The following is a 20,541-nucleotide window of genomic DNA, read 5'->3' as shown; positions in this document are numbered from 1 at the left end:
TGGCTAGACCACCCAGATTGCCTGGGCGGCAGGACTTCCCAGGTCAATAGTGACCTGCTTGCCGTCGGACCCTTCGACGCCGACCGAGATGATTCCGGCGAAGTCGCGGCGAGTCAGCACCCGTAGGCGAGCGTCCAGGCTGATGCCCACCTGGGCAAAGTAGCGCAGCATCTCCGGATCGTTGTCGGAAATGCGTGCCACCGTGCCGGTCTCGCCGTCGGCGCATGCCCACAGTTGCCGGGCGGGGGGAGTGGGCACCTGCCCGTCCGGTGCCGGGATCGGGTCGCCGTGCGGGTCGCGCTGCGGGAAGCCCAGCTTGGCGTCGATGCGCGCGATCAGCCGGTCGGACACCGCGTGCTCGAGGACTTCGGCTTCGTCATGCACCTCGTCCCAGCCATAGCCGAGCTCACACACCAGGAAGGTCTCGATCAGCCGGTGCCGGCGCACCATCGCCAACGCTGCCCGGCGGCCTTCATCGGTCAGCGTCACCGCGCCGTACTTCTCGTGGTCCACCAAGCCGGCGTCGGCGAGTTTGCGGATCGACTCCGAGGCGGTGCTGGCGGACACGCCGATCTTCTCTGCCAGCATCTTGGTGCTGACCTTGTCGGGTGACCATTCCTGGGCGGTCCAGATGACTTTCAGATAGTCCTGGGCGACGCTACTCAGCCCGTCCGACTGCTCCCAAGGGCTCACGGGCAACAGTTTAGGCTGTCCTGGTGCAGCGGTGGCGGGGGCAGGATGAGATCCCCACAGACTGGGGCAGGTGCGTGCTCACCATCGGCGTGTTCGACGGTGTGCATCGTGGACATGCGGAACTGATCACCCATGCGGTGAAGGCCGGCCAGGCGCGCGGCGTGCCGACGGTGCTGATGACCTTCGATCCGCATCCGATGGAGGTCGTCTACCCCGGGAACCATCCCGCGCAGCTCACCACGCTGGCGCGGCGCGCCGAGCTGGTCGAGCAGTTCGGCATCGACGTCTTCCTGGTGATTCCGTTCACGCCCGAATTCATGAAGCTCACCCCGGACCGCTACATCCACCAACTGCTGGTCGAGCACCTGCACGTGGTGGAAGTGGTGGTGGGGGAGAACTTCACCTTCGGTCGCAAGGCGGCCGGCAACGTCGAGACCCTGCGCCGGGCCGGCGAGCAGTTCGGGTTCGGGGTCGAATCGGTGTCGCTGGTGGCCGAGCGCGCCGACGCCGCCCAGTCGGTCACCTTCTCCTCGACCTACATCCGGTCCTGTGTGGACGCCGGTGATGTGTCCGCGGCGGCCGAGGCGCTGGGTCGGCCGCACCGGGTCGAGGGACTGGTGGTGCGCGGTGACGGCCGTGGGCGCGGCCTGGGCTTCCCGACCGCCAACGTGGCACCGTCGGCCTTTGCGGCGATTCCGGCCGACGGCGTGTACGCCGCGTGGTTCACCGTGTTGGGACACGGCCAGGTGCCCGGCACCGTCGTCGCCGGTCAGCGGTGTCGGGCCGCGGTGTCGGTGGGCACCAACCCGACGTTTTCCGGACGGGCCCGCACCGTGGAGGCGTTCGTGATCGACGAAACCGCCGACCTGTACGGGCAGCGCGTGGCCGTCGACTTCGTCAGCCGGATCCGGGGCCAGGAGAAGTTCGACTCCGTGGCGGACCTGGTGGCGGTGATGAACACCGACGTCGAGAAGACCCGCGGCCTACTCGCCGGTGACTGACCACCCGCACGATTGGGAAGGGCGCCCAGGGCGCTGCTAGACTCGCCCCTCGGCGTGCTGCAGTCCGCGGTGGCCGCCGACTTGATATTCGCGGGACCGATTGATGGAGATTCTTCGTGGCGCTGACCGTCGAGCAGAAAAAAGAGATCCTGGCCAGCTACGGCCTGCACGAGACCGACACCGGCTCGCCCGAAGCTCAGGTCGCCCTGCTGACCAAGCGGATCGTCGACCTCACCGAGCACCTCAAGCAGCACAAGCACGACCACCACTCCCGCCGCGGCCTGCTGCTGCTGGTCGGTCGGCGGCGTCGTCTGCTCAAGTACCTGACCGCGACCGATGTGGCGCGCTACCGCTCGCTCATCGAGCGCCTCGGCCTGCGTCGCTGACGACGAATCGGGTCGGCGTCAGCCGCCTCCGTGTAGAGTGAGGCCGTCCCGGGCCGCCCAGGCCCGGGCATCGGTGTGGCCCCCGCATCCGCGTGCGCCACTCCGGCACGTCACGACGGGACACGTTCCTGCGATCAGCCAGACCTGAGTCGGGCGGTCTTCGGTAGTGGCAGCCGGGCCTGGCAGTGCTCTGACAGCACGTAAGCCAGGATCCGGCCGCTTCGATCGACGACCGTAGCCGCATCCAGGTCCATCACTGACGCACGTCCGACGCTGCGAAACAGTTGAACAAACCAGGAAAGGCCGTACGGGCTTTTATGTCTGCAATTGAAATTGAAGAAGGCGTATTCGAGGCCACCGCTGTCATCGACAACGGCAGCTTCGGCAAGCGCACCATCCGCTTCGAGACCGGCCGGCTGGCCCAGCAGGCCGCCGGCAGTGTCGTCGCCTACCTCGACGACGAAACCATGCTGCTGTCGGCGACCACCGCCAGCAAGGCGCCCAAGGATCACTTCGACTTCTTCCCGCTCACCGTCGACGTCGAGGAGCGGATGTATGCGGCCGGCCGTATCCCCGGCTCGTTCTTCCGCCGTGAAGGCCGGCCATCGACCGACGCGATCCTGACCTGCCGGCTCACCGACCGCCCGCTGCGCCCGTCGTTCGTCGACGGCCTGCGCAACGAGGTCCAGGTCGTGGTGACTGTGCTGAGCTTGAACCCGAACGACCTGTACGACGTGGTGGCGATCAACGCCGCCTCGGCCTCCACCCAGCTCGCAGGCCTGCCGTTCTCCGGCCCGGTCGGCGCGGCGCGGGTGGCGCTGATCAACGGCACCTGGGTGGCGTTCCCCACCGTCGAACAGCTCGAGGGTGCGGCCTTCGACATGGTGCTGGCGGGTCGCCTCCTCGACGACGGTGACGTCGCGATCATGATGGTCGAGGCCGAGGCCACCGAGAACGTCATCGAGCTGATCGAATCCGGCGCACAGGCGCCGACCGAGACCGTGGTGGCCGAGGGGCTGGAGGCGGCCAAGCCGTTCATCGCGGCGCTGTGCAAGGCCCAGCAGGAGCTCGGAGCCGCGGCCGCCCGCCCGACCGCCGACTACCCGCTGTTCCCGCCTTACGGTGACGACGTCTACTACTCGGTGGCATCGGTCGCGACCGACGAGCTGGCGAAGGCGCTGACCATCGCCGGCAAGGCCGAGCGTGACGAGCGCACCGAAGAGATCAAGGCCGAGGTCATCGAGCGCCTCGCCGAGACCTACGAGGGTCGCGAGAAGGAGATCAGCGCGGCTTACCGGAGCCTGACGAAGAAGCTGGTGCGTCAGCGCATCCTGACCGACCACTTCCGCATCGACGGCCGTGGCATCACCGACATTCGGGCGCTGTCCGCCGAGGTCGCGGTGATCCCGCGGGCGCACGGCAGCGCGCTGTTCGAGCGTGGCGAGACCCAGATCATGGGCGTGACCACGCTGGACATGATGAAGATGGCGCAGCAGATCGACTCGCTCGGTCCGGAGAAGTCCAAGCGCTACATGCACCACTACAACTTCCCGCCGTACTCGACCGGTGAGACCGGCCGGGTCGGTTCGCCCAAGCGTCGCGAGATCGGCCACGGCGCGCTGGCCGAGCGGGCCTTGGTCCCGGTGCTGCCCAGCGTCGAGGAGTTTCCGTACGCCATCCGGCAGGTGTCGGAAGCCCTGAGCTCCAACGGATCCACCTCGATGGGTTCGGTCTGCGCGTCCACGCTGGCGCTGCTCAACGCCGGTGTGCCGCTGAAGGCTCCGGTCGCCGGTATCGCGATGGGCCTGGTCTCCGATGACGTCGAGGTGGACGGCAAGACCGAGCGTCGCTTCGTCGCGCTCACCGACATCCTGGGCGCCGAGGACGCGTTCGGCGACATGGACTTCAAGGTCGCCGGCACCAAGGACTTCGTCACCGCGCTGCAGCTGGACACCAAGCTCGACGGCATCCCTTCGTCGGTCCTGGCGGGCGCTCTCGCGCAGGCCAAGGACGCCCGGATGACCATCCTGGATGTGATGGCCGAGGCCATCGACGAGCCCGACGAGATGAGCCCCTACGCGCCGCGGGTCACCACCATCAAGGTGCCGGTGGACAAGATCGGCGAGGTGATCGGGCCCAAGGGCAAGATGATCAACTCGATCACCGAGGAGACCGGCGCTCAGATCTCGATCGAGGACGACGGCACCGTGTTCGTCGGGGCCACCGACGGCCCGTCGGCGCAGGCCGCGATCGACAAGATCAACGCGATCGCCAACCCGCAGCTGCCGAAGATCGGCGAGCGGTTCCTGGGCACCGTGGTCAAGACCACCGACTTCGGCGCGTTCGTGTCGCTGCTGCCGGGCCGCGACGGTCTGGTGCACATCTCCAAGCTCGGCAAGGGCAAGCGGGTGGCCAAGGTCGAGGACGTGGTGAAGGTCGGCGACAAGCTGCGCGTGGAGATCGCCGACATCGACAACCGCGGCAAGATCTCGCTGGTGCCCGTGGACGAGTCGACCCCAGAGGCGGGGCCCGCTGAGTCTGCCGATGCCGCGGCTACCGAAAGCTGACATAGCGGCGCCACGCGCCACACTGCGACGCACCACCCTGCCGGGCGGGCTGCGGGTAGTCACTGAATACCTTCCCGCAGTTCGTTCGGCGTCGGTGGGCGTCTGGGTCGGCGTCGGATCGCGCGACGAGGGCGCCACGGTGGCCGGGGCGGCGCACTTCCTGGAACACCTGCTGTTCAAGGCGACCCCGACCCGCACGGCGGCCGGCATCGCCCAGGCGATGGACGCCGTCGGGGGCGAGCTGAACGCCTTCACTGGCAAAGAGCACACCTGCTATTACGCCCACGTGCTCGACACGGACCTGGAGCTGGCCGTCGCGCTGGTGAGCGACGTGGTGCTCAACGGGTCCTGCGCGGCTGCCGACGTCGACCTCGAACGCGATGTGGTTCTCGAGGAACTCGCGATGCGCGACGACGATCCCGAGGATGCGCTGGGCGACGTGTTCTTGTCGACGCTGTTCGGCGACCATCCGATCGGCCGGCCGGTGATCGGCAATGTCGACTCGGTGTCGTCGATGACTCGCGCACAGCTGCGGTCGTTCCACCAGCGCCGCTACACACCGGAGCGCATGGTGGTCGCCGTTGCCGGCAACATCGACCATGACACGGTGGTGGCGTTGGTGCGAGAACACTTCGGGCACCGTCTGGTTCGTGGCGAGAAGCCCGCCGAGCCGCGCCGTGGCACTGCCCGGGTACCGGGCTCGCCCGGGCTGACCGTGGTCAACCGCGACGCGGACCAGACGCACATGTCTTTGGGGGTACGTGCGCCGGGACGCTATTGGCAGCACCGTCAGGCGCTGGCGGTGCTCAACACCGCCCTCGGTGGGGGCCTGAGTTCCCGGCTGTTCCAACAGGTTCGGGAGACCCGCGGCCTGGCGTACTCGATCTACTCCTCGGTGGACACCTTCGCCGACGCCGGCGCACTGTCGGTGTACACCGCATGCCAGCCGGACCGGTTCGCCGAGGTGGCGGAAGTGACCGCCGAGGTGCTCGACTCGGTGGCACGCGAGGGAATCACCGCCGACGAGTGCCGGATCGCCAAGGGATCGTTGCGCGGGGGATTGGTGCTGGGCCTGGAGGATTCCGGGTCCCGGATGAACCGGCTGGGCCGTACCGAGTTGAACTACGGTCGGCATCGGCCGATCGCGCGCACCCTGCGGGAACTGTCCGCGGTGACCGTCGACGAGGTCAACGCGGTGGCCCGTCAGCTGCTGTGCCAGCCCTACGGCGTCGCTGTACTGGGTCCCTACCGCTCGAAAGGGGCGCTTCCGCGGCGTTTGCGGTCGATGGCAGGCTAGAGCAATGGCGTTCAGCTTCTCCGAGCTCACTGTCCCACTGGTCGGCGCCCCGATGGCGGGCGGTCCCAGCACACCGGCGCTGGCGGCCGCGGTGTCGGAGGCCGGCGGACTCGGGTTCGTCGCGGGAGGCTATCGCACCGCCGAACAGCTGGCCGACGAGATCACCGCCGCCCGCGCGGCCACCACCGGCCCGATCGGTGTCAATCTGTTTGTGCCCCAACCCAGCGGCGCGGACGTGGTGTTGCTCGACGAATACGCCGACCTCCTGGACACGCTGGCCGAGCACTACGGCGTAGAGCTGGGCCGGCCCCGCTTCGGCGACGACGACTGCTGGCCGGAGAAGCTCGAGGTGATTGCCGACCTGCGGCCCACGGTGGTGTCGTTCACGTTCGGGACACCGTCGCCCGACGACATAGAGGCGTTGCGGGCGTTGCGGATCCTGACGATGGTCACAGTGACGTCCGCCTACGAGGCCGGTGTCGCCCTGGGACATGGGGCCGAGGCGCTGGTGGTGCAGGGCCCCAAGGCCGGCGGGCATCGGGGCACCTTTGCGCCGGACGTACACCCGGGCACTGACTCCCTGGAGCATGTGCTGGCGGAGATCGCCCACGCCCACGGCCATGTCCCGTTGGTGGCAGCGGGTGGGCTCGGCACCGCGGCCGACGTGGCCGGGGTGCTGGGCGGCGGCGTGGTTGCAGCGCAGGTCGGTACCGCACTTCTGCTGGCGCACGAAGCCGGGACCAATCCCACGCACCGGGCGGCGCTGACCAACCCGGAATTCACCAACACCACGGTGACGTGCGCCTTCTCCGGCCGTTATGCGCGCGGCCTGGAGAACGACTTCACCCGCGCCTTCGAAGATCTGGCGCCGGTGGGATACCCGGAGATCAACCACATGACCGCCCCGATCCGGGCGGCGGCGGTGGCCGTGGACGACCCGCATGGGACGAGCTTGTGGGCTGGGACCGCCTATCGGACCGCCCGATCGGCTCCGGCCGCCGACATCATCGCCGACTTGGCGTCGGGTTGATCCCTGCGGGGATCGTCGACGGCCGGAGGCGCCTCACCACATGGACGACCGTCGTCCCTTGGCTGCTTTGCGCTTGGCCTCTTCGTTCTGGTCGTCCTTGGCCCGCGCTGCAGCGCTGCCACGCGGACCCAACCCCATCAGCGGCGGAGCGCATAGCAGCGGCGAGCCACCCATCATCGGCGCCCCTGCGGTGGCCAGCGCGGGCGCCGCGAATTCGGCCGCGGCCAAGCGCATTTCCGGCGCTGCGGTGGCCCACGCCTTGGGTACCGACAAGCCGCTGACGGAGGCCGCGTTGCCAACCCCGGCCGATGCTGCCGACGTTGCCGACGCCAGGCCGGCACTGCCCAGCGTTGGTGCCAGGCCCAAGGGCAGACCCGCCGCGATGGCAGCGGGAGCTGCCGCCTCCAGGCCGAACGGCGACGGGAGTGCCGCGCCGGCAATGAGGTACTCGGGTATGAACGCGGCAATGATGGCGGCGCTCATCATGGTTGAGACCGGAGCCGCACCCAACGTCGCCAGATCGCCGAAGATGGGCGGAAGGTTGAGCGCCCCCGCCTCGGCTGAGCCCGCCAGCGCACCCGGCAACGCCTCCATCGCCAGGTTGGTGGCGGCTTGGCCGGCTGCGGCCGCAGTCACCTCGGCGGTCGCAGCCTCCTGCGCCGCAATGCCGCCGGGGTTGGCTGTCTGCGGCGGCGTGGTGAAGGGCACCATCTGTGCTGCAGCCTGCGCGGCAGCGCTGTAGGAGTACATCGCGGCTGCGTCCTGGGCCCACATCTCGGCGTATTGGGCTTCGGTGGCCGCAATGGCCGGGGCGTTCTGCCCGAAGAAGTTTGTTGCGACCAGCGTGGCCAACTGTGCGCGGTTGGCAGCGATCAAGGGCGGGGGAATTGTCATGGCGAACGCGCTCGAGTGGGCCGTAGCGGCGGCCTTGGCCTGGGTGCTGGTGAGCTCCGCCTGTTCGGCCGTGGCGGTGAGCCAGGTGGCATACGGTGCGGCCGCCGCCGCCATCTTCGTTGATGACACGCCCAACCACGGGCCACTGGTCAGCTCGGTGACGACCGCGCGGTAGCTCGACGCCGCGGAATGCAGGTCGACGGCCAGCTCGTCCCAGGCTGCCGAGGCGGCCAGCAGCGACCCTGAACCAGGGCCGGCGTACATGCGTCCGGAGTTGATTTCCGGTGGTAGTGCTGCGAAATCCATTGCTGTGCCTCCTCTTATCCGGCCGCGATCACGTTGGCGGCCTCGGCGGCCGCGTAGGTGTTCGCACTGGTGTTGAGGGTGGCGACGAACATCTCGTGAATGGCGCTGGCTTGGGTGCTGACCTGGTGGTACAGCTGCGCCTGAACGGCGAACCGGGCGGCCAGCATGGCCGACACCTCGTCGGCGGACGGGGGGACCACTCCGGTGGTCACGAAATGCGCCGCCTCGTTTTGGGACGCGAGCGCCAAGCCGGTGCTCGACAGGGTGTCGGCAGCGGTGGTCAGGGTCTCAGGATGTGCATTGACGAACGACAAAGGCCTCTCCTTGAAAATGACGGCGGCAACAAAAAGGGCCGGCTTCTTTCGGAGTCGGACCCTGTTGCGCAACGTTTTGCTGGGAACATCCTCCAGATTTCCTGACAGCCCTGCCGGTATCCAAGCTGGTTAACAGCCTCTTAACGTTCGCAGCGAAACGTTTACACAACGGCGCGAAATTGGCTGATTTACCGGCTCTGCGCACTGCGGCATCGTGACGGGCCGGCCCGCCAGGGGAGTGGCGACGGTCACAATCCAATTTAGGCGGTACCGATGGTATCGTTGTACCCCACCGGGCTATCTGTCCATTGCGAAGACAATCGATAGGGTTTTGTAAAACCCGTGGGAGGTTCGCCATGCTCAAGGTCGATGACAGCGCCGCCGGCCCGCATGACGGGTCACTGGATCACGAGCGCATCGTCCTACAAGCCCGCGACGTCGGGTTCGACCTGTCGGACCTGCCGGTGCATTATGTGCCCGGCGAGCCCTTCGTCACCCACTTCTGCAATGTGCTGCACCTGTTGCTGCCGGCCGGCGAGGAGTTCTTTGTCGAGGTGTTCAAGCAGGCGTTACCGCTGATCAAGGACGACCAGCTGCGGCTCGACGTCCAGGGCTTCATCGGCCAGGAGGCCACCCACTCCCAGGCGCACACCGCCGTTGTGGACCACTTGGCCGCACGCGGCGTCGACATGTCGCCGTTCACCGGCCAGATCAAGTGGCTGTTCGACAAACTGCTCGGCGACCGGCCGACCTGGAGTGAGCGCCGTCAGCAGCGCTGGTTGCTGGAGCGGGTGGCTCTGGTGTCCGCCGTCGAGCACTACACGGCGATTCTCGGGGAGTGGGTCCTGGAAAGCCCCGCGTTGGACGAGGTCGGCACCCATCCGGCGATGCTGGACATGCTGCGCTGGCACGGCGCCGAAGAGGTTGAGCACAAGGCTGTCGCGTTCGACGTCATGAAGCACCTGCGGGCCGGGTTTTTCCGGCAGGTCCGTACCCAGTTGGCCGTCACACCCCTGATGCTGCTGCTGTGGGTGCGCGGCCTGCGGTTCATGTACAAGGTGGACCCGCAACTGCCGGCCGGAACCAAGCCGCGCTGGCGGGACTGGTTCATCGCGGCGCGCCGCGGGCTGGTGCCCTCGCCGTTCGAATTCCTGCCCGCGATCGCCTCGTACTACCGTCCCGGCTTCCACCCGGCGCAACTCGGCGGCGTGGAGAAGGCGGTCAACTACTTGGCCGTGTCGCCCGCCGCCCGCGCCACGCACTGACCCCAACCGCGGGCGAACAACGAGGAGCGCAGTTCATGACTACCCCGACCACCACCGCTGTGACGTCAGCCGACGGTGTCACCCTTGCGGTGCACGCGTACACCGAGCTGGACCCACAGCGGACGACCGTCCTGGCGATCCACGGCTACCCCGACAACCACCATGTCTGGGACGGGGTGGCTCGTGAGCTCATCGAGCAGAACCCGGGCCGTTACAACGTCGTCGCCTACGACGTACGTGGTGCGGGGACGTCCTCGGCGCCGACGGAGAAGTCCGGCTACCGATTCCCGCACCTGATCGCCGACGTCGCCGCGGTGATCGAGCACCTGGGCAAACTGGGTGTCGACAGGGTTCACCTGCTGGGGCACGATTGGGGTTCGATCCAGGGCTGGGCCGCTATCACCGACCCGGCCGTGGCGGCCAAAGTCGGCTCCTACACGTCGATTTCGGGTCCTCACCTGGACTACGCCGGCAGATTCCTGCGCTCGGTGCGCAACCTGCGGACGCTCGGCGATGTCGTCAGGCAGCTGCTGGAGTCGAGCTACATCTGGCTGTTCTTGACCCCGCGGGTTCCCGAGGCGGCTTTCCGGTCCGGTCTGGGCGTTCGAGTCTTGGGCTGGCTTGATCGTATCGGTCGTTCGGGCAACCCTCAGCCGGACATGCCCCGGGGGGAGAACGACTACGTCAACGGGCTCAACCTGTACCGCGCGAACATGCCGGGACCGTTTCTGAAGCCGGCGCGGCCGCTGCCCGCCACCGATGTCGCGGTGCAGGTGCTCGCGCCTCGCCTGGATCTGTTCGTCAGCCCGGCGCTGCAGCGCTACACGGGATCCATCCCGGCCAATCACCGGGTGCTTGATATCGACGGCGGCCACTGGGTGGTGACCGATCGCCCCGACGTGATCGCTCGGCTCACCGACGAGTGGGTGCAACACAGCGTGGCCGGTGAGCCCGGCAATGACGTGCGGCCGGCCTGATATGACTGCGCCGATCTGGAAATCGCGCCCCGCCGACCTTTACGGCCGGCGAAAGCATGACCGGCTGTTCAACGCGCTCTGGGGAGCGATCACCGTATTCGGTGGAATGGCCGCGCTTTCGCGGTGGAAGCCGTCCCGGGTGGCCCCGGTGTCACGGACGATCGCGGCCGTCATCACCAAGCGGGAGATGGTGACCAGCGACGTCGTGGCCCTCACCCTGGCCGACCCCGACGGCGGACTGTTGCCGTCCTGGACGCCGGGCGGTCACATCGACGTGCAGCTGCCCTCGGGCCGGCGCCGGCAGTACTCGCTGTGCGGTGTGCCGGGGCGTCGCACCGAGTACCGCATCGCGGTACGCCGACTCGACGACGGGGGCGGCGGATCGGTCGAGATGCACGAGTCCTACGCCGAGGGCGACACCTTGCTGTTCGAAGGTCCGCGCAATGCGTTCTACCTGGGCACCGGGGAGAGCGAGGTGCTGTTCGTCATCGGCGGAATCGGCGTCACCCCGATGCTGCCGATGCTGCGCGAGGCCGCCCAGCGCGGAATCGATTGGCGCGCGGTGTATGCCGGGCGCAGCCGGGCAGACATGCCGTTGCTCGATGAGGTGCTGGCGGTGGATGCCGAGCGGGTCACGGTGTGGGCCGACGACGAGCACGGGCGTTTCGCCGGCACCGAGGAGCTACTGGCCGGCGCCGGACCGCAGACCGCGGTGTACGTGTGCGGCCCGAGCGCGATGCTCGAAGCGGTGCGCGTCACCCGCGACGAACACGCGGACGCTCCGCTGCACTACGAGCGGTTCAGCCCGCCACCGGTGGTCGACGGGGTGCCCTTCGAGCTGGAGCTGGCTCGATCCCGGCGCGTATTGGTGATTCCCGCGGACCGTTCGGCACTAGACGTGATGCTCGACGCCGACCCGACGACCGCATGCTCGTGCCGGCAGGGGTTCTGCGGCACCTGCAAGGTCAAGGTGGTCTCCGGCGACGTCGACCGGCGCGGGCGCACCGCAGAGGGCTGCGACGAGATGCTGGTCTGCGTGTCGCGGGCCAACGGCGGACGCATCGTCATCGACGCCTGAGTCGAGCCGTGTCGGTGCAGATAGGATGCCCGGATGTCTGGTGTGGCTGAGATTCATTGTGGGAGTTTGCGGGCCAGGATCATCTACGCCGTCTTTTCGGCGGTAATGCCGCGGTTGGTCCGGTGGATCAGCCGTCGTGGGGGCCCCGAGGCCATGCCCGGCATGTTGGCGCAACTGGGCCGGCGCACCAACACCGTCGCCCGCCTGCAACGGCTGCGACCGTATTTCCGGATCCGCTTCACCCGCGACCTCGCGACGGGCGTTCCTGTCGAGATCGTTCGCAGGGCAGATTGCATCGCCCCGCTGAGCGACGGCGCCATCTTGTACTTTCACGGCGGCGGGTTCTTCACCGGCGGTCTGGACACCCACCTGCATGTCGTGGCGACCCTGGCCCGACGCACCCGGCTGCCGGTCGTGCACGTCGACTACCGGCAATTCCCCGACGTGAGCGTGGACGGCTCGGTGGAAGACTGCGTCGGCGCCTACCGCTGGCTGCTGGAACAGGGGGCCGACCCGGCCAAGACGGTGATCGCCGGAGACTCCGCAGGGGGCTTTCTCACGTTTGCCACCGCACTGCGAGCCCAGCAGGAAGGGCTGGCGGCCCCGGCCGGAGTCATCGGGATCTCGGCACTGCTGGAGCTCGACGGAACGGCCCGCAGTACCCACCCGAACATGGGCACCGACGCATTCGGCATCGCGGACGCGCTGCCGGACCTCGTCGAGCACGTGTGCCCGTCGGCGCCGATGCGTCACGAGCTGTCTCCGATCAACGGCCGACTCGAGACCATGCCGCCGGCGCTGTTGATCGCCGCCGAGTCGGAGATCCTGCGCTGCGACAACGAACGGCTGCACGCCGCGCTGCTGGCGGCGGGCCGGTCCAGCCGGCTCGAGCTGTGGGCACATCAGGTGCACGCGTTCCCGGCGCTGTTCGGATTCCTGCCCGAGAGTCGGGCGGCGTTTGACCTGATGGTCCGCTTCGTCGCCGAACGCCTTGCCGACCCCGGGGAGTCAGGTCAGGCCCGCCGCGAGGTGTCCTGAAGCTCGTTGCCGCTAGGGTGGCAGCCATGCAGGTAGCAGTGCTGGGCGCCAAGGGCAAAGTCGGCGCGACGATGGTTGCGGCGGTGGACGCCGCGGAAGATCTCACCCTGTCTGCGGCGGTCGACGCCGGCGACGAACTGAGCTTGTTGACCGACAGCGGCACCGAGGTGGTGATCGACTTCACCCACCCCGATGTCGTGATGGACAACCTGAAGTTCTTGATCGACAACGGGATCCATGCGGTGGTGGGCACCACCGGGTTCACGCAGGAGCGGCTGGCACAGGTGCGTTCCTGGATCGAGGCCACGCCCGGTTCGGCGGTGCTGATCGCACCCAACTTCGCCATCGGCGCGGTGCTGTCCATGCATTTCGCGACCCAGGCCGCAAAATACTTCGAATCGGTGGAGGTCATCGAGCTGCACCACCCGCACAAGGCCGATGCGCCGTCGGGTACCGCCGCTCGCACCGCCGCGCTGATCGCTGAAGCGCGAAAAGGACTGCCGCTGGGCCCCGACGCCACCAGCACTGGTCTGCCCGGAGCGCGCGGCGCGGACGTCGATGGTGTGCCGGTGCATTCGATCCGGCTGGCCGGGCTGGTCGCCCACCAAGAGGTGCTGTTCGGGACCATGGGGGAGACGCTGACCATCCGGCACGACAGCATCGATCGGACCTCGTTCGTTCCCGGGGTGCTGCTGGCGGTGCGCCGGGTCGCCGAATTCCCCGGACTCACGATCGGCATCGAACCCCTCCTCGACCTGAAGTAGTCGTGATCAAGGTGTCGCCGGCCACGCGGGTGAAGGTGCTCATCGCCTTCATGTGTGTGGCGCTGCTGATGTATCTGGCGTTTCTGGGCCGGATCGCGGTGCTGCTGATCGCTTCCGGTTCGGTGGCGGCGATCGGGATGGGGCTGGCGCTGCTGATCATGCCGTTCCTCGGTTTGTGGGCGATGATCGCCACCCTGCGGGACGGATTCGCCCACCAACGGCTGTCGCGGCTGATCGCCGAGGACGGCATGGAACTCGACGCCGGCGCCTTGCCGCGGCGGCCATCCGGACGCATCGAACGTGACGCCGCCGATGCCCTCTTCCACACGGTCCGCGCCGAACTCGACGCCGACCCGGACAACTGGCGGCGCTGGTACCGGCTGGCCCGGGCCTACGAGTTCGCCGGGGACCGTCGTCGCGCGCGGGAGGCGATGAAGACCGCGGTCGCGCTGCAGGCCCAGCAGTGAGCAAGGCGCTGCTGGTGGTGCACCACACGCCATCACCGTTCTGCCAGGCCATGTTCGAGGCGGTGCTGTCCGGGGCGACGGACCCGCAGATCGAGGGCGTCGAGGTGGTGCGCCGCGCCGCGCTCGAAGTGTCGGCCAGCGACATGCTGGCCGCCGACGGCTACCTGCTGGGCAGCCCGGCCAACCTGGGCTACATCAGCGGCGCGCTCAAGCATGCCCTTGACGTCTGTTACTACCCGATCCTGGATTCGACCCGCGGCAGGCCGTTCGGCCTCTACCTGCACGGCAACGAGGGAACCGAGGGCGCCGAACGGGCCGTCGACTCCATCACGACGGGCCTGGGATGGGTCAAAGCGGCCGACTACGTGGTGGTGTCGGGTAAGCCGGGCAAAACTGACCTGGACGCGTGCTGGGAGCTTGGCGCGACGGTGGCCGCGCAGCTGATGGACTGAGCCCCGTTACGGGTCGATGTGGTTCTCCGGCATGTAGAACGAGTGCAGTGGGTAATCCCGGCCGGGTCCCATGGAGTGGCAGTCCTGCTGCGACGGCGGTGATTTCGGCGGCTCGTAGTAGTAGATGACGCAGCGCTGCCAGCTGCCGTCGGGCTGAATCGGACCGTCGCACTTCTGGGCGGTGGAGAAGAACAGCAGCGGGTTGTCCTGGCAGCCCGCCTGGGCCGCCGGCGCCGCGGCGATCAGCCACCCGGTCGCCAGCCCGGTGGCCGCCAAAGCGGTGGTCAGGCCCCCGGTGAGGTAGCGCTTCACGGTCGACCCCTTCTCATCGCGTCGTGTTGTCGAGTGACTATGCCGGACGCGGCCGATGTTTGTCGCAGATTATGCCCGCGGTTTCCGCGCAGTTCCTATCGTGAGGCGATAGGCTGCGATGCCGTGACCCATGCAAACGACACTGCGACCACGACGGAGTCCACCACGGACCTGCTTGCGCGCACGCTGGAGTCCGTGCGCGTCGCCCACGAGAACATCGCGGAGCTGGCCCAGCATCAGAACGGCATGTATGCCGTGGCCCAGACCGCCAAGGGCACCGCGCTGATCCACGACCTGCGCAAGCAACTCGACCAGCTCAACAAGATCCTGCCCTTCAAGAGCTAGTTGCCCGCCCTCGTCAGGGTGGCGCCTTGTTGAGAGCACGTTCGCTGTTGATGCGGTGGGCGCGGTCGTGGATTCGGCTGTGCGTGCGGGTAGGCATCATCAGGCCGCGGTCGGCGGTCGATGTCGCCGGTGACGGTGTTACCGCTGCTGCGGCGGTGGCTAGGCACAGGGCAGGGAACAGCAGAGTGCTGCCAGGCCGGGTGGTGTACGTGTGGCCGGTGGGGCTGGTCCATTTCACCGTGCCGTCCGGGTATTGGATATCGCTCCAGCCGCGGGCACCGGTCCAAAAAGTCTTCAGCAAGTGATGTTTTCGGCATAGGCATCGCAGGTTGGCTGGGTGGGTGGCTCCATGCGGGTGGGCCACGGCATGGATGCTCCTATGCAGCGTCAAGGGCCCCGTTTTGAGGGTTGAGATCGGCTTGGAGGGCTCGGTATAGCTCACGGACTACCGCTCGTTTGAGGCAGCGCATGATTTCCTTTTTCGACTTGCCCTCTTCGGTGCGGCGGGCTGCGTAGATTCTGGTCGGTTGGTGCCAGCGCAGCCGGTTGACCACGACCAGGTGGATCGAGCTGTTGGCTTGCCGGTCGCCGCCGCGGTGCAGTCGGTGCCGTGTGGTGCTACCAGTGCTGGCCGGGATGGGGGCCACGCCGCACAGTCGGGCCAGCGATGCTTCGGATTTGAGACGGTCGATGTTCTCGCCGGCGGTGGTCAGGATTTGTCCTGCGGCCTCGGTACCGACGCCGTTGACGGCCAGCAGATTCGGAGCGTGGCGGGTGAGGAGGTCGTGAAGTTCATGGTTAGCCTTGGCGATTTCGTCGTCGAGCATCTGGATACGTTTGGCCAGGCGGCGCAGCATGCGGCGGGCGTTCATCGCGGGGTCTTCCAGGGTGGCGCTAGCGGGAATGCGCAGCCGTGCGCATCGCGAAACCAGGGCGGCTCGGTCATAGCTGCCCAGTTTGGCGCGTAGCTCTTCGGGGGCGCACCACAGTAGACCGTGCATCTGGTGCAATGCGGCCCGGCGAGCTTTGGTGGCGCTGCGCCGGGTGGCGCGAATTTGGCGCACCGATTCGACGTACCCGTCGCGGTCTTTCGGGGTAGTGGTTGCCGACTCACTCAACACCGCACGCGCGGCGTTGATCGCATCGATCGGGTCAGATTTGCCTTGTCGGCGTCGATCTTGGCGGTTGGGTCGAGCCACTTCGATCACCGTCACCGCGTGTGTTTGCAGATACCGGTGCAGCCCAGCGCCGTAGGAACCCGTGCCCTCCAGTCCCGCCTTGACCACCTCGCCGTACGAGCGCATCCAGGACAGCATTTTCCGGTAGCCGGCGCGGGTTGCCGGAAACTCCTGTTCTGTCAGTAGCTTTCCCGTGTTGGCGTCGAGGAGGGCGCCATGATGGGTCAATTTGTGGGTATCAACCCCGGCGACGATGTGACGCGACCCTGCCTTACTTGTCATGCTTGTTCTACCGTCCTCAATTTCCGGTGGATGGGTGGCATCACCGGCGTTGGCGGTTGGACAAGACAGAGATGGGTGCTTGTGGCGCAAGCTCCTATGAAGTCACAGCCGTCACGTCGGTGACGTCGAGCGCGTCACCCACGACGGCGGTCGACAGATCCACACAAGGACAGCCCACCGGCGCCAATCGAGGTCAGAGTCAGGCCGCCGTCGCGGGTGACACCTCATCATCTCTGTCAATATCGCAGTGGGTGGCAGGACGGTCGCAGCCCGGGAAACGACAGGTGAGGTCGCGGGCGCGAATGAAGGCAGCCAGCGCTCGTGAGGGACGGTACTGAGGCTCGGCAGGCAGATCAGACGGGTGCCGGAGAGGTTTGACGCCGGCGCCCCGGTTGACCAGGTGCGCCAGTAACTGCGAGGGAACGGTACCCCCGCCGATGATGTGTCCGGAGGCTGCTGTGCGCGTCTGGGATGCCGGAGCGACGGGCCCTTCGCCGTCGCCGAAACGCGAGTCGGCCGCGGTGTTCAGGGCGGCTTGTTCGGCGAGAACGTAGACGGTGACGTTGCTCGCGCGGGCGTCTGCACCGGCGGCGGGGCATTCGGAGTTGCCGCAGGCGCAGGCCAGGGTGTCGGCACCGGTGGCCAGGGCACCGAGGGCGTCGGCGCGGCGCTGGGCGATCGTGCGGGGATCGTCGTCGCAGACGGTGTGGGCCAGTTGCGTCAGGCGCCGATCGAGCGCTGTGCCATCGGTGGAGAGCAACCGGCCCCACAGCGCAGTGGTGCCGTTTTCACTGTTGCGGGTATCGACAACCACTTCGCGCCCTCGGGCACCCCGCTGGTAACGCCGAATGGCTTCGGGGTCGAACCGGTCGATGAGGGCATCGATGGCGGCAGCGGTCTTGGCCGCGGACAGCGGGCCGAGGCTGGTGGCGATCCCGGCGAGTTCGGTGTCCAGGGCTTGCAAGACGTAGGGGTCGGTGATCAAGGTGGTGCGCCAGACAATCGTGGCGACCAGACGGATGCTGATCGCCCCGTCGAGAAACAGTGCGGCGACCTTCGGCAGGCGGTCACGCAATGCGGAGGCGAGATACATCTGCGAGGACGCCATACCGTGGCTGATCTGCTCGGCCGCGGCGACCTCGGAGGCCGCGGCGTCCCAGTAGTCGCACGACCAACGTGACCGGTTGACCGCATCTACCCCGCGGGTGCGCCGCGCCACCAATTCGCCGATGACGGCCAGCCGGCGCGCAGCGGCGGCGGCCTCCAGCCGGGCCCATTCCGAGATGGCCGTCACCAGGGCCTTGTCGTCGGCCTCGGCCAACGACTCCGGCTCCAGCACGTTCGGATCGAACATACGTGCGATTCTACCGAGGGGGTCTGACACGAGGCCCCGCCGTTCTAGGCTCGGCCGCATGGAGCAACAGGTGCACTTCGTCACCATCGCGGCAACCGATCTGGGCGCGACCAGGAATTTCTACGGTGCGCTGGGCTGGCGGCCCCTGCTGGACGTCGAGGGCGAGATCGTCTTCTACCAGGCGGCGCCGGGTCAGGTACTGGGTTTTTTCGACGCCGACAAGTTCAACCAGGACCTCGCGCTGCCCGGTGATCATTCCCGGGTCTCCGGAGTCACCGTGGCACACAACGTCGGCAGTCCCGACGCCGTCATCGCGCTGGCCGACGCCATGGCCGTCGCGGGTGGCACGGTGCTCAAGTCGCCGCAACCGGGCCAATTCGGCGGCGTATTCCACGCCCACATCCAAGACCCCAACGGACTGATCTGGGAGATCGCCCACAACCCGGGCTGGCGGATCGCGCCCGATGGCACGGTAAATCTGGGCTGACGTCGTAGGGTGGCCGGGACGTAACGGGAAAGGAACACCCACCACGATGCCCTCTATGCTGAGCATGGCGTTGGGCGCGGCACCGGTCTTCGGTGGAGCCCTGTTCGCCGCGGCCGCCGGGCAGCTCAAAGGCCCGGACGTACGCGCCCTGATCAAACAGGACCTCGATCTGCTCGACCGGCTTCCCGCGGAGCAGTCGCAGCGGCGCGCGGATTTGCAGCGCACCATCGACGAGCGCATCGACGACTTGGTCGCCGCCTCCGACCGAACGAGGGCGCTGCGGGCCGCGGCGCTCTCCTATCAGGGCAACTGGCGCGACGTGGTCTTCTTCGTGTCCTCGGTGCTGTTCACCTACGTCTGGTGGCATATCAACCACGACCGCGGCAATTGGCTGCCGATGTTCATCGTGCTGATCCTCGCGTCCATGGTGTCCGCGGCCTACGCACTGCGCGGGACGTTGCGGGTGGTGACGCACAACTGGCGACGCCGGCGATGACGGGCCGCTCATGACACACGTCGTCGAAATCGCCCGGCACGACAACCCTTTTCCGGCGACCGGGGTGATCCGCGACCGTGGCGGTGTCGCGCACTACGAGCAGCTGCCGGCGACGCTGCTCGATGTGCTGGCCGAGCAGGTCGAGCAGCGGCCCGACGGTGAGGCCGTGGTCGAACTCGGGGGCGACCGGCTGACCTACCGGCAGCTGTGGCAGCGGGCCGCGCGGGTGGCCGGCGGGCTGCGCGCTGACGGTCTGGCGCGCGGTGATCGGGTCGCGTTGCGCTACCCGGCGGGACTGGACTGGGTGCTGGCGTTCTGGGGAACGTTGATGGCCGGTGGAATACCGGTGGCCGTCAATACCCGTTCGGCCGCACCGGAAGTCGACTTCGTGCTCACCGATGCCGGCGTTCGGGTGGACCTGGCGCCCGGCAGTGCACTGCCCGATGGCCAACCGTATGTGGTGGACGGCCTCGATGCGGGCGACACCGCGGCGCTGTTCTACACCTCCGGCACCACCGGCAGCCCCAAAGGGGTGCCCACCACCCACGAGGCGTTTGTGACCAACGCCGAGAACATGATGCGCACCTTGGGCCGGACCCGGGCCCTGGGTGAGGAGTACCGCACGCTGATCTCGGTGCCGCTGTTCCATGTGACCGGCTGCAACTCCCAGCTGCTGGTCGCCGCCTACACCGGCGGCACGGCGGTCATCATGGGATCCCTGAGTCTTCCCGAGTTGATCGCAACACTTCCCGCGCAACGGATCTCATCGATGGTGACGGTGCCGGCGATCTACTCACTGCTGCTGCGGCATCCCGACTTCGCCAAGGTCGACGTGAGCGGGGTGCGGTGGGTCGGCTACGGCGGGGCGCCGACGGCACCGGCGCTGGTGCGCTCGCTGCGCGAGGCATTCGGCGGGGCAACGGTGTTCAACGGTTACGGCATGACCGAAACCGCCTCGCTCATGACGGTGCTGCCGGACTCCGACGCGGTGGCGCACGCGGACTCGGTCGGCTACGCCGTGCCGTCGGGAGACATCGGCGTCGTCCCGCTCGGGGACGATCCGGGCACCGGTGAACTGGTGGTGCGCGGGGCGAATGTGATGCGGGGCTACTGGAACCGGCCCGAGGCGACCGCCGCGACGATCATCGACGGCTGGCTGCACACCGGCGACGTGGTGCGCGTCGACGACGCCGGCCGGGTGCACATCGTCGACCGGCTCAAAGACATCATCAACCGAGGCGGCGAGAACGTCTCCAGCGTCGAGGTGGAAGCCGCCCTGCTGTCGGCTCCCGGCGTGGCCGACGCGTGTGTGCTCGCGGTGCCCGACGAGGTGATGGGGGAGAAGGTCGGCGCGGTGCTGCTCGGCGACCAGGGCGAGATCGACGTGGCGGCAGTGCTGGAGTACTGCCGCGGCCAATTGGCGGACTTCAAGGTGCCGCAGTACATCACCGTGGTGACCGAGGCGCTGCCACGTACCGCCAGCGGCAAGCTGCTCAAGGCGCAGCTGCGTAACCAGGTGCAATGGGGCTCGCCGCTGCGGTAACGCCGGACTTGTCGG

The 20,541-nt window shown here is 67.8% G+C and carries 22 protein-coding genes; 16 read left to right on the top strand and 6 right to left on the bottom strand.

Annotated features, from left to right (window positions below; all coding sequences use genetic code 11):
* Positions 1 to 3: 3 nt before the first annotated feature.
* Positions 4 to 693 carry a manganese-binding transcriptional regulator MntR gene (gene mntR / locus ACKY0W_RS13455; RefSeq protein ID WP_409434461.1) on the bottom strand — a complete coding sequence of 230 codons (690 nt, stop codon included), beginning with the start codon at positions 691 to 693 and terminating at the stop codon, positions 4 to 6.
* A gap of 23 nt (positions 694 to 716) precedes the next feature.
* Here mntR and ACKY0W_RS13450 point away from each other — a divergent pair, with 23 nt between their 5' ends.
* From ACKY0W_RS13450 to ACKY0W_RS13430, 5 genes are all read left to right on the top strand, one after another.
* Positions 717 to 1,694 (top strand): bifunctional riboflavin kinase/FAD synthetase, encoded by a 978-nt coding sequence (locus ACKY0W_RS13450; protein WP_409434460.1) that lies wholly within the window; start codon positions 717 to 719, stop codon positions 1,692 to 1,694.
* Positions 1,695 to 1,810: 116 nt separating this feature from the next.
* Positions 1,811 to 2,080, top strand: a complete 270-nt coding sequence (rpsO, locus tag ACKY0W_RS13445; RefSeq protein WP_406759184.1) for a 30S ribosomal protein S15 — start codon at positions 1,811 to 1,813, stop codon at positions 2,078 to 2,080.
* A gap of 317 nt (positions 2,081 to 2,397) precedes the next feature.
* The gene (locus ACKY0W_RS13440; RefSeq protein ID WP_409434459.1) at positions 2,398 to 4,647 is read left to right on the top strand and encodes a polyribonucleotide nucleotidyltransferase; all 2,250 of its coding nucleotides are present in this window, start codon (positions 2,398 to 2,400) and stop codon (positions 4,645 to 4,647) included.
* Positions 4,625 to 5,944: a M16 family metallopeptidase gene (locus ACKY0W_RS13435; protein ID WP_409434458.1), complete on the top strand. Its 1,320-nt coding sequence runs from the start codon at positions 4,625 to 4,627 to the stop codon at positions 5,942 to 5,944. Before ACKY0W_RS13440 ends, ACKY0W_RS13435 begins: the two co-directional genes overlap by 23 nt.
* A 4-nt stretch (positions 5,945 to 5,948) precedes the next feature.
* Positions 5,949 to 6,974 (top strand): nitronate monooxygenase, encoded by a 1,026-nt coding sequence (locus ACKY0W_RS13430; RefSeq protein ID WP_409434457.1) that lies wholly within the window; start codon positions 5,949 to 5,951, stop codon positions 6,972 to 6,974.
* Positions 6,975 to 7,007: 33 nt separating this feature from the next.
* Here the strand turns inward: ACKY0W_RS13430 and ACKY0W_RS13425 are convergent, their stop codons facing one another.
* On the bottom strand, positions 7,008 to 8,174 hold the full coding sequence (locus tag ACKY0W_RS13425) for a PPE family protein (protein WP_409434456.1): 1,167 nt from the start codon (positions 8,172 to 8,174) through the stop codon (positions 7,008 to 7,010).
* A 14-nt stretch (positions 8,175 to 8,188) separates the two neighbouring features.
* Complete coding sequence (locus ACKY0W_RS13420) at positions 8,189 to 8,488, bottom strand: PE family protein (RefSeq protein WP_409434455.1); 300 nt, start codon at positions 8,486 to 8,488, stop codon at positions 8,189 to 8,191.
* 356 nt (positions 8,489 to 8,844) lie between these two features.
* Here ACKY0W_RS13420 and ACKY0W_RS13415 point away from each other — a divergent pair, with 356 nt between their 5' ends.
* From ACKY0W_RS13415 to ACKY0W_RS13385, 7 genes are read left to right on the top strand one after another with little or no spacing between them, the layout of a single operon-like run.
* Positions 8,845 to 9,753: a metal-dependent hydrolase gene (locus ACKY0W_RS13415; RefSeq protein WP_409434454.1), complete on the top strand. Its 909-nt coding sequence runs from the start codon at positions 8,845 to 8,847 to the stop codon at positions 9,751 to 9,753.
* A 35-nt stretch (positions 9,754 to 9,788) separates the two neighbouring features.
* Entirely contained in the window at positions 9,789 to 10,730 is a 942-nt protein-coding gene (locus ACKY0W_RS13410) for an alpha/beta fold hydrolase (RefSeq protein WP_409434453.1), read from the top strand.
* 1 nt (position 10,731) lies between these two features.
* Positions 10,732 to 11,808 (top strand): PDR/VanB family oxidoreductase, encoded by a 1,077-nt coding sequence (locus ACKY0W_RS13405; RefSeq protein WP_409434452.1) that lies wholly within the window; start codon positions 10,732 to 10,734, stop codon positions 11,806 to 11,808.
* Between the two features lie 33 nt (positions 11,809 to 11,841).
* Positions 11,842 to 12,846, top strand: coding sequence for an alpha/beta hydrolase (locus ACKY0W_RS13400; RefSeq protein ID WP_409434451.1), 1,005 nt, complete (start codon positions 11,842 to 11,844; stop codon positions 12,844 to 12,846).
* 26 nt (positions 12,847 to 12,872) lie between these two features.
* Positions 12,873 to 13,610, top strand: coding sequence for a 4-hydroxy-tetrahydrodipicolinate reductase (gene dapB, locus ACKY0W_RS13395; RefSeq protein ID WP_409434450.1), 738 nt, complete (start codon positions 12,873 to 12,875; stop codon positions 13,608 to 13,610).
* Between the two features lie 50 nt (positions 13,611 to 13,660).
* Positions 13,661 to 14,077: a hypothetical protein gene (locus ACKY0W_RS13390; protein ID WP_409437777.1), complete on the top strand. Its 417-nt coding sequence runs from the start codon at positions 13,661 to 13,663 to the stop codon at positions 14,075 to 14,077.
* Between the two features lie 50 nt (positions 14,078 to 14,127).
* Positions 14,128 to 14,529, top strand: coding sequence for a flavodoxin family protein (locus tag ACKY0W_RS13385; RefSeq protein ID WP_409437776.1), 402 nt, complete (start codon positions 14,128 to 14,130; stop codon positions 14,527 to 14,529).
* A gap of 6 nt (positions 14,530 to 14,535) precedes the next feature.
* Here the strand turns inward: ACKY0W_RS13385 and ACKY0W_RS13380 are convergent, their stop codons facing one another.
* Positions 14,536 to 14,841, bottom strand: coding sequence for a hypothetical protein (locus tag ACKY0W_RS13380; RefSeq protein ID WP_409434449.1), 306 nt, complete (start codon positions 14,839 to 14,841; stop codon positions 14,536 to 14,538).
* A 123-nt stretch (positions 14,842 to 14,964) separates the two neighbouring features.
* On the opposite strand from ACKY0W_RS13380, the gene ACKY0W_RS13375 reads away from it, so the two are divergent.
* Positions 14,965 to 15,186 (top strand): hypothetical protein, encoded by a 222-nt coding sequence (locus ACKY0W_RS13375; protein WP_409434448.1) that lies wholly within the window; start codon positions 14,965 to 14,967, stop codon positions 15,184 to 15,186.
* Between the two features lie 377 nt (positions 15,187 to 15,563).
* Here the strand turns inward: ACKY0W_RS13375 and ACKY0W_RS13370 are convergent, their stop codons facing one another.
* Together ACKY0W_RS13370 and ACKY0W_RS13365 are read right to left on the bottom strand one after the other, a co-directional pair.
* Positions 15,564 to 16,646, bottom strand: coding sequence for an IS110 family transposase (locus ACKY0W_RS13370; RefSeq protein WP_409434447.1), 1,083 nt, complete (start codon positions 16,644 to 16,646; stop codon positions 15,564 to 15,566).
* Between the two features lie 199 nt (positions 16,647 to 16,845).
* Complete coding sequence (locus tag ACKY0W_RS13365) at positions 16,846 to 18,000, bottom strand: DUF222 domain-containing protein (protein WP_409434446.1); 1,155 nt, start codon at positions 17,998 to 18,000, stop codon at positions 16,846 to 16,848.
* 58 nt (positions 18,001 to 18,058) lie between these two features.
* Between ACKY0W_RS13365 and ACKY0W_RS13360 the strand changes: the two genes are divergently transcribed.
* From ACKY0W_RS13360 to ACKY0W_RS13350, 3 genes are read left to right on the top strand one after another with little or no spacing between them, the layout of a single operon-like run.
* Positions 18,059 to 18,487, top strand: a complete 429-nt coding sequence (locus tag ACKY0W_RS13360; protein ID WP_409434445.1) for a VOC family protein — start codon at positions 18,059 to 18,061, stop codon at positions 18,485 to 18,487.
* Between the two features lie 46 nt (positions 18,488 to 18,533).
* Complete coding sequence (locus tag ACKY0W_RS13355) at positions 18,534 to 18,983, top strand: hypothetical protein (protein ID WP_409434444.1); 450 nt, start codon at positions 18,534 to 18,536, stop codon at positions 18,981 to 18,983.
* A gap of 10 nt (positions 18,984 to 18,993) precedes the next feature.
* Positions 18,994 to 20,526 (top strand): class I adenylate-forming enzyme family protein, encoded by a 1,533-nt coding sequence (locus tag ACKY0W_RS13350; protein ID WP_409434443.1) that lies wholly within the window; start codon positions 18,994 to 18,996, stop codon positions 20,524 to 20,526.
* Positions 20,527 to 20,541 lie beyond the last annotated feature (15 nt).

This window comes from Mycobacterium sp. SMC-14, assembly GCF_046250075.1.
Taxonomy (GTDB): Bacteria; Actinomycetota; Actinomycetes; order Mycobacteriales; family Mycobacteriaceae; genus Mycobacterium.
This window is presented reverse-complemented; position numbering and strand designations above follow the sequence as displayed.

Bases quoted from the DNA above. Each gene is read 5' to 3' on its own strand.
- ACKY0W_RS13430 (WP_409434457.1), top strand. From the start codon at position 5,949: ATGGCGTTCAGCTTCTCCGAGCTCACTGTCCCACTGGTCGGCGCCCCG.
- ACKY0W_RS13440 (WP_409434459.1), top strand. From the start codon at position 2,398: ATGTCTGCAATTGAAATTGAAGAAGGCGTATTCGAGGCCACCGCTGTC.
- ACKY0W_RS13355 (WP_409434444.1), top strand. From the start codon at position 18,534: ATGCCCTCTATGCTGAGCATGGCGTTGGGCGCGGCACCGGTCTTCGGT.
- ACKY0W_RS13370 (WP_409434447.1), bottom strand. From the start codon at position 16,646: ATGACAAGTAAGGCAGGGTCGCGTCACATCGTCGCCGGGGTTGATACC.
- dapB (WP_409434450.1), top strand. From the start codon at position 12,873: ATGCAGGTAGCAGTGCTGGGCGCCAAGGGCAAAGTCGGCGCGACGATG.
- ACKY0W_RS13350 (WP_409434443.1), top strand. From the start codon at position 18,994: ATGACACACGTCGTCGAAATCGCCCGGCACGACAACCCTTTTCCGGCG.
- ACKY0W_RS13390 (WP_409437777.1), top strand. From the start codon at position 13,661: ATGTGTGTGGCGCTGCTGATGTATCTGGCGTTTCTGGGCCGGATCGCG.
- ACKY0W_RS13435 (WP_409434458.1), top strand. From the start codon at position 4,625: ATGCCGCGGCTACCGAAAGCTGACATAGCGGCGCCACGCGCCACACTG.
- ACKY0W_RS13425 (WP_409434456.1), bottom strand. From the start codon at position 8,174: ATGGATTTCGCAGCACTACCACCGGAAATCAACTCCGGACGCATGTAC.
- ACKY0W_RS13385 (WP_409437776.1), top strand. From the start codon at position 14,128: ATGTTCGAGGCGGTGCTGTCCGGGGCGACGGACCCGCAGATCGAGGGC.
- ACKY0W_RS13415 (WP_409434454.1), top strand. From the start codon at position 8,845: ATGCTCAAGGTCGATGACAGCGCCGCCGGCCCGCATGACGGGTCACTG.
- ACKY0W_RS13405 (WP_409434452.1), top strand. From the start codon at position 10,732: ATGACTGCGCCGATCTGGAAATCGCGCCCCGCCGACCTTTACGGCCGG.
- ACKY0W_RS13410 (WP_409434453.1), top strand. From the start codon at position 9,789: ATGACTACCCCGACCACCACCGCTGTGACGTCAGCCGACGGTGTCACC.
- ACKY0W_RS13400 (WP_409434451.1), top strand. From the start codon at position 11,842: ATGTCTGGTGTGGCTGAGATTCATTGTGGGAGTTTGCGGGCCAGGATC.
- ACKY0W_RS13360 (WP_409434445.1), top strand. From the start codon at position 18,059: ATGGAGCAACAGGTGCACTTCGTCACCATCGCGGCAACCGATCTGGGC.
- ACKY0W_RS13365 (WP_409434446.1), bottom strand. From the start codon at position 18,000: ATGTTCGATCCGAACGTGCTGGAGCCGGAGTCGTTGGCCGAGGCCGAC.